Here is a 6,631-nt window from a genome sequence, read left to right on the forward strand (position 1 = left end):
ACCAGTTCAAACCACAAGAATGCGCAAACTATTTTGCCGCAGCGGGGTATGAACCATCATAAAGTGGATGGGCTCTAAGATAACCCGCAGCCTTCTTCGTTAAACGTGTCCGCATCAGGCGACATTACCCGCCACGATTCGCTCGAGATCCCGGATAACATCATCCATGTCCTCATACTCGCCGTTTTCAAGCTGCCTCCGGCCTTCTTTAAAGGCAAGGATATCAGCACCCTCGTTCAACAGATAGGTTCGTAGTGCACGGACGATCACCCAGCTACGGGTCCGCTCCGTCATCTCGGCAATCTCATCGATGGATGCGAGCACATCGACCGGAATGCGCGTCGGAATTGGATCTGACAGGGGCGTTTTTGCCATCATGGCCTCCATTTGTAATACATCGTATAACAAATTGAATCATGCGTGGTCAAATCGAAAGTAATGCCTTTGTTTGGTGGATAGGTACGAAATTATTCAATGACTTGATCGTAATTTTTTGAATTCATCATAATGTATCGCAGGGTAAGTTTATATACTTAGTCTGATTTACTGATAAATATTCTTGTAAATACTTTGGAAAGCTAAGTCTGATTGTATCCTGCTGACGATCCATAATTGTGCAACTGGAGAGGGCGTCGTGCGGTTCAACTTTGCCCGCTGGTGTGCGGCATGTTTTTTTCTGCTGAGTGTTGAGTGTTCGTATTTCGGCCCTGCATTTGCGGTGGAGGGGGATCTTGATCCTGAGGTGGTTTTTTACAACGCCCTTCCATACCCAGTGCTGCTGATTGACCCCAAATCGGGAAAGATCAGATTTGCAAATGACGAAGCGGCCCGGTTTTACGGTTATACCGAACACGACTTAACCGGCATGCTTATTCAGCAAATCAACCAGTTTACTCCGGAGCAAGTGCAACAAGAGCTTCGGCAAGCCGAGGCGGAACACCGCAATTTTTTTGTTTTTCAACACAAGCTGGCGTCTGGCGACGTTCGAACGGTTGAGGTGAGATCGCACCCGGTTTCGTTTCGCGGCGAGCGCGTTCTGCATTCGGTCATCCGCGACATCAGCGATGGCCGATCCGATAGAATTCCCTTTTGGCGTTATCAGTCCAGCCTGGAAGACATGGTCGACCAAAAAAGGGAGATGCTTGCCCTTGCCACCGCGCAACAAAAACAATGGATGTTCGGCTTTCTTGTCTCCATTGCGTTCGCGTTTTGCATTCTTGCCCTTTACGCCTTTCGACAACGGCATTCGCGGTTGAAGTTGCGGGCTGCCAATGCGGAACTGGCACTTGCTGAAGAAGTCTTTCAAAATGCTGTGGAGGGCATTCTGGTGACCGATCCGACGGGTACGATCATCAAGGCCAATCCGTCGGTTTCAAAGATCTCCGGTTATGCGCTGAACGACATTTTGGGAAACAATCCGCGCATGTTTTCCTCAGGGCTCCAGCCACTGTCCTTTTACAAGGCCATGTGGTCCCAGTTGAAAACCACGGGCGCCTGGAGCGGCGAAATGTGGAACAAGCATGCGGACGGAACGCATTATGCGCAAAAGCTGTCCATTTCTGCGCTGCAAGGGGCAGAGGGCCTGACTCAGAACTACCTGGCAGTGTTTTCAGACATCACGGCTTTGAAAAACCATCAATCAGAGCTGGAATACGTCGCTCATTTCGATCCACTCACAGGATTGCCCAATCGCGTGCTCTTTCGGGAGAGGCTGCAGGCGGCCATAAACAGCGCCAAAGAGGCTGCCTGCACCGGCGCTGTGATCTATTTCGATCTCGATGGCTTCAAAGAAATCAATGATCGCTTTGGGCACGATGTTGGCGATGAAGTTCTCATCATCATCGCCAAAAGGCTGCAAGCGCATTTTGGAGCAGACGACACGTTGGCCCGGCTCGGCGGGGACGAATTCGTCGGTGTTTTTTCAAGGTTGGAGGCCAAGGATGCGTGCAAGGCACGCGCTGACAACCTGCTTGCGGATATCAAAAACCCCATCCTGATCGATGGTAAGGAGATCCTTCTCTCAACAAGCATCGGGATAACCTGGTTTGGGGATGAAGCTGAAACCGATCCAGATCGTCTTTTGCGCGAGGGCGACACCGCGATGTACCAGTCAAAGCTTGAGGGCAAAGACCGGTTCAGCGTCTTCAACCCGAAAACCGAACTGGAGTTGGCAGCGTTCAATTCCAAGGTGAATGCGCTTTCCGATGCAATCGACAACAAAGAGCTCGTTTTCCATTTTCAGCCCAAGATTGATGTCCTGGCCGGGACGATCCACAGCGCGGAGGCCCTGGTGCGCTGGCAGCCCCCCGATGGCGAGCTGCGTTTTCCCGGATCCTTCCTGGATGCAACCGAGGACTTTGAACTTGCCCAAAAGCTGGACAAGTGGGCCCTGGCCGAGGCCTTTCGCGTGGTGGACCGCTGGCATCAGGCCGGTATAAATTTCCCGATCAGCGTGAACATTGATCCGCGCAGCCTCACAACACCCTGGCTTCACGATACTCTCAGATCCTTGCTGCGGACGCACAGCGCAGTTGATCCGAGGTTCGTTGACATCGAAGTCCTGGAAAATGCACGCATGGTCGGCGATGCCGCGGTCGAGACTTCGATGATGCAGTGTCAACAGCTCGGTTTCAGCTTTTCGATTGATGATTTCGGGACAGGGTATTCCACGCTCACGCACCTGCGGCACTTGCCGGCAGAACATGTCAAGATCGACCAGTCGTTTGTCCGTGCATCCACCACCTCGCTGAATGATCTGGCCATAGTTGATGCCGTTTTGGGGCTGGCCGGTGCCCTCAACAAAGATGTGATCGCCGAAGGCGTGGAAACTCAGGATCACCAACGGTTGCTTGTCAGCCTCGGAACTTCATTGCTGCAGGGATATTCCATCGCCCGACCCATGCCGATGGAGGCGTTTATTGACTGGGTGGATCGCTTCGGCCCGGACCCGGATTGGAGGCGTCTCCAGTCGTTGTCAAAGCGCCGTGCAAAGATCCTCTATCTTCAGGTCGAGTTGCGAAACTGGGTTCTGACGCTGGACGGTTCTGACCAGGGCAGATGGCAGCCTTGTTCTGACGGACTGGACCAGATCCGGAATTCCTACTGGTCCTGGATGACGGGTGCAGGAAAGGACCTGTTTTACGACTCGCCGCACTTCATTCGTCTCGTCAACAAATTCGAGCGGCTGATGAACCAGGTCATGTGGTGCCGGTTCAGCCATGGCGGCTGCAGTTCGAGATGCAACTTGGGATCCGTTGAGGCGATCAGGGATCTTGCTGAAGACTGCATCCACACCATCAACGACATCCTCTTGCAAAGACCGGACCCTGGTTTCTCATCGCGGCCGGTCGACTTGCTTACCCACAAGGACACCGCGAAAGCGGAGCAGACGCGTGAGGGCTGAGTGTCGTTCCGGCTCTGTGTGAGTTGATGTTTTCATCCCCAAAGCCGGTCCTTTGAGATTGAGCGCAATGCCCGGGTCACTTGCCCCAACCGGACGTGATGCTGTGCGTGGTCGCACGGCTCCGCATTCTAGAGTTTCAAGGTTAAGTACGCAGTCACCACAGGTTTTCGGACCCGGGTATTTGTGTTGTGATCGGTGGGGATGGAGCAGCACCGATGAAGGATAGACCCCAAGAAAGTGTTAGGATCAAAACGCCCAATGAAGAGGTATTGATCAGGGATTTGATGCCTCGGGTTGCCGCAGAGTTGCATCAACGCTTTAAAGATCGGCTCTTCAGGCATTCGGATGAAACGGTATTGCAGAGCCAGACCCGAACGAACCAGCGTGGTTATCTTGCGGGGCGCGGCCGTGACCGTCGACCGTCTGACCCGGGGGTAGTCGCACCTACTTGCCGATCCTGTGTTCTTTGGCACGCAAACAAGGTCTCCGGCGAGCTACCACATCTTCCTGCGAAGACAGCGATTAAGGCTGCCGGTCGACAGCCCTTGCCATAACATCTGAACCAAACGCGCGCATGGTTGCCGCAAACTGTTCGAGGCGCTCGAACAAGGATGCAGGCAGGTGTCTACAACGCGAAAGGCTGGCAAAAGAAAAGCCGCCCGAGACGGCGGCTGAGGTCAGCAGAGGGGCCGGTCTTGGGAGGACATCAACCGGCCTTGCTGTATCCCCATAAAACAACGGGCCAGGCGGTCTGTCCGTGACATAAATCAAAAACTGACGCTGCATTAGATTTTTGCCGCCGAGAATTCGCAAATTCAGCAGTAATCCGGGCTTTTGTGCCCCTCTCATCGTCCCGGTGATCGTCCAGTTTCTCCCTCTCCTGATCCAGGAACCGTCCCATGACCCAGGCAATTGTCGGCGCGCTGCGCGTGACGCTCGGTATGGATTCCCCGTCTTTCTCCAAAGGCCTGCGCAGTGCGGAGTCGCGTCGTTGGTATGACGCCGGGTATGACATCAAGCAGTTTGATGACCTTAACGCGGCCATCGCGTTTTGAAGAACGAGATAACGTACAAGATTTTTCGCACTTTCGAATTTGACGGCTCCTTCTAGAGTGTTTGAAGGAGAGTAAGGAATGGTTGATGAGTAATGACAGTATGTTGCGAGCCTTCGTGTCATGACGCGGATGCTAGCGATGTAGGTCCATGCGGTTGAGCTCTGGATTGAAGTTTCCCAGTCTTTTGCCAGCCTGCGGCACCGTCCGAACCATCCGAATGTGCGTTCGACTACCCATCGCCGGGGCAGGACATGGAAGCCTTTTGCGGTATCAGAACGTTTGATGATCTCGATGGTCCAGTTGCCCTTTCCGGCCAAGGCGGTGCGGAGCTTGTCGCCCGCGTAGCCACCGTCGGCAAAGACATGGCGCAGCCAGGGGAACCGGTAGCGAATGGCTTTCAGAACATCGGGCGCACCGTCCCGGTCCTGTATGTCGGCGGCGTGAACCAGTACGAACAGCATCAGGCCGAGCGTGTCAGTGATGATATGGCGCTTGCGTCCCTTGATCTTCTTGCCCGCATCATAGCCGCAAATTCCGCCACTTTCCGTGGTTTTGACCGACTGACTGTCGATGACACCGGCAGTTGGAGAGGCCTCACGTCCTTCCAGTTCTCGTGTGGCAGCCACAAGGATGTGGTTGACCGTTTGCCAAAGGCCGGTATCGCGCCAACAATAGAAATAGCCTCGTACGGTCGAGGCTGGGGGAAAGTCCTTTGGCAGTGCCCGCCACTGACAGCCGCTGCCCGCGATATAAAGGATCGCATTGACCACCTGCCGCATATCGGTTGACCGGGGGCGACCTCCAGGCTTGGCCGGAGGGATCAAAGGTGCCAACACACCCCATTCCCGGCCAGTCAAATCACTTGGATATCGAAGCGCGTCCCGGTTATGCTGCTTGCGAGTGATATCATCCCAGGGCATTCGATCCTCCATCTTCTCGACAAAGACGGTTGAATCATAACCTCATGATATCACTCAACTACTTTTAAATCGGGCTCTTATCATTCGCAATGATCTGAAGACGAACATTAAGCTGAAGCTAAAGCCATCTCTCGATACTTCTGGACACCTATAGTGTACAAAATAACCATTTCCAAACAAATAATGGCACGAATTCTGAGCCACGGTGCTGGCAACAGGGTGTTTACTCCGAATGACTTCTTCGACATCGGAGATCGACCAGCCATCAATCAGGCTCTATGCCGACTGGTGCGATCAGGCGATATAAGACGGATAAATCGTGGTCTCTATGATCTCCCGCAGACAGATACAAACAATATAGAAACACTTTCTATAGACTTAGATCTTGTTATAGATGCCATTTGTCGCCGTGATTGTGTGCGCGCTTTGCCTTCTCCCAATCAATGCGCTTACGACTTAGGTCTAAGAGAAGATCCTCCCGATAACATAGTCTATGATACTGATGGATTTCGCCGCATCATCCGTATTGGCGAAACTGATATTCGATTTCGTCGGGCATCCGTCAAAGTACTTCGCTGGTACGGTCGCAAGTCGGCTCATCTAGCCCAAGCAGTCCGGATTTTTCGACCCAATGTTGAACAGTATCAAAGCCTGCCGTACCGTCTGAACCGTGCCGTGTCACCGGAAATTCGAGACGACTTCATCGCTCACTCATACGATCTTCCAGTACATTTACAAGCCATAGCAAAAGCCATGAAGGATCTGGTCACCTAGTATAGTCTTGGCCAGACATTGCGTTTGGCCTCAGCAGAGCCTAGAGCCCATCCACTTTATGATGGTTCATACCCCGCTGCGGCAAAATAGTTTGCGCATTCTTGTGGTTTGAACTGGTCGATGAGATCGCCAACAGAGTTCCACAGAGCATCGACAGTGCGCTCCGCCTTGGCACGCAACAGCGCCTTTAGCTTCGAAAACGCCATTTCGATCGGGTTAAAGTCGGGACTGTAGGGCGGTAGATAGCGCAGCTCAGCACCGGCGTTTTCAATGGCCTGGCGAACACCGGCCGCCTTGTGGGCTGGCAGGTTGTCCATCACGACGATGTCGCCGGGTGAGAGAGTAGGCACGAGGGCCTGCTCGACATAGGCCAGGAAAGCGGCGCCGTTCATGGCACCGTCAAGTGTCCGTCGTCAGGGTATTTGGAACAGATAGCCGTGTGATTTAACGGAGAGATTGGCTCATCGTGTTGGTTGATT

Annotated in this window: 3 protein-coding genes and 2 pseudogenes; 2 read left to right on the plus strand and 3 right to left on the minus strand. The window is 53.3% G+C overall.

Annotated features, from left to right (window positions below; all coding sequences use genetic code 11):
* Positions 1–114: 114 nt before the first annotated feature.
* On the minus strand, positions 115–375 hold the full coding sequence (locus RBB44_RS25275) for a CopG family ribbon-helix-helix protein (RefSeq protein WP_306150591.1): 261 nt from the start codon (positions 373–375) through the stop codon (positions 115–117).
* Positions 376–634: 259 nt separating this feature from the next.
* Between RBB44_RS25275 and RBB44_RS25280 the strand changes: the two genes are divergently transcribed.
* On the plus strand, positions 635–3,403 hold the full coding sequence (locus RBB44_RS25280) for an EAL domain-containing protein (protein WP_306150592.1): 2,769 nt from the start codon (positions 635–637) through the stop codon (positions 3,401–3,403).
* A 1,147-nt stretch (positions 3,404–4,550) separates the two neighbouring features.
* On the opposite strand, the pseudogene RBB44_RS25285 reads toward RBB44_RS25280, so the two are convergent.
* A pseudogene (locus RBB44_RS25285) lies at positions 4,551–5,378 on the minus strand (IS5 family transposase); the annotation flags it as partial.
* A 153-nt stretch (positions 5,379–5,531) separates the two neighbouring features.
* Between RBB44_RS25285 and RBB44_RS25290 the strand changes: the two are divergent.
* Complete coding sequence (locus RBB44_RS25290) at positions 5,532–6,152, plus strand: DUF6088 family protein (RefSeq protein ID WP_306150593.1); 621 nt, start codon at positions 5,532–5,534, stop codon at positions 6,150–6,152.
* A 56-nt stretch (positions 6,153–6,208) separates the two neighbouring features.
* On the opposite strand, the pseudogene RBB44_RS25295 reads toward RBB44_RS25290, so the two are convergent.
* A pseudogene (locus RBB44_RS25295) lies at positions 6,209–6,556 on the minus strand (transposase); the annotation flags it as partial.
* Between the last annotated feature and the right edge of the window lie 75 nt (positions 6,557–6,631).

It is taken from the genome of Roseibium sp. MMSF_3247 (assembly GCF_030733765.1).
Lineage (GTDB): Bacteria > Pseudomonadota > Alphaproteobacteria > Rhizobiales > Stappiaceae > Roseibium.

Coding starts and splice junctions, on each gene's coding strand:
- RBB44_RS25275 (WP_306150591.1), bottom strand. CDS start 375: ATGGCAAAAACGCCCCTGTCAGATCCAATTCCGACGCGCATTCCGGTC.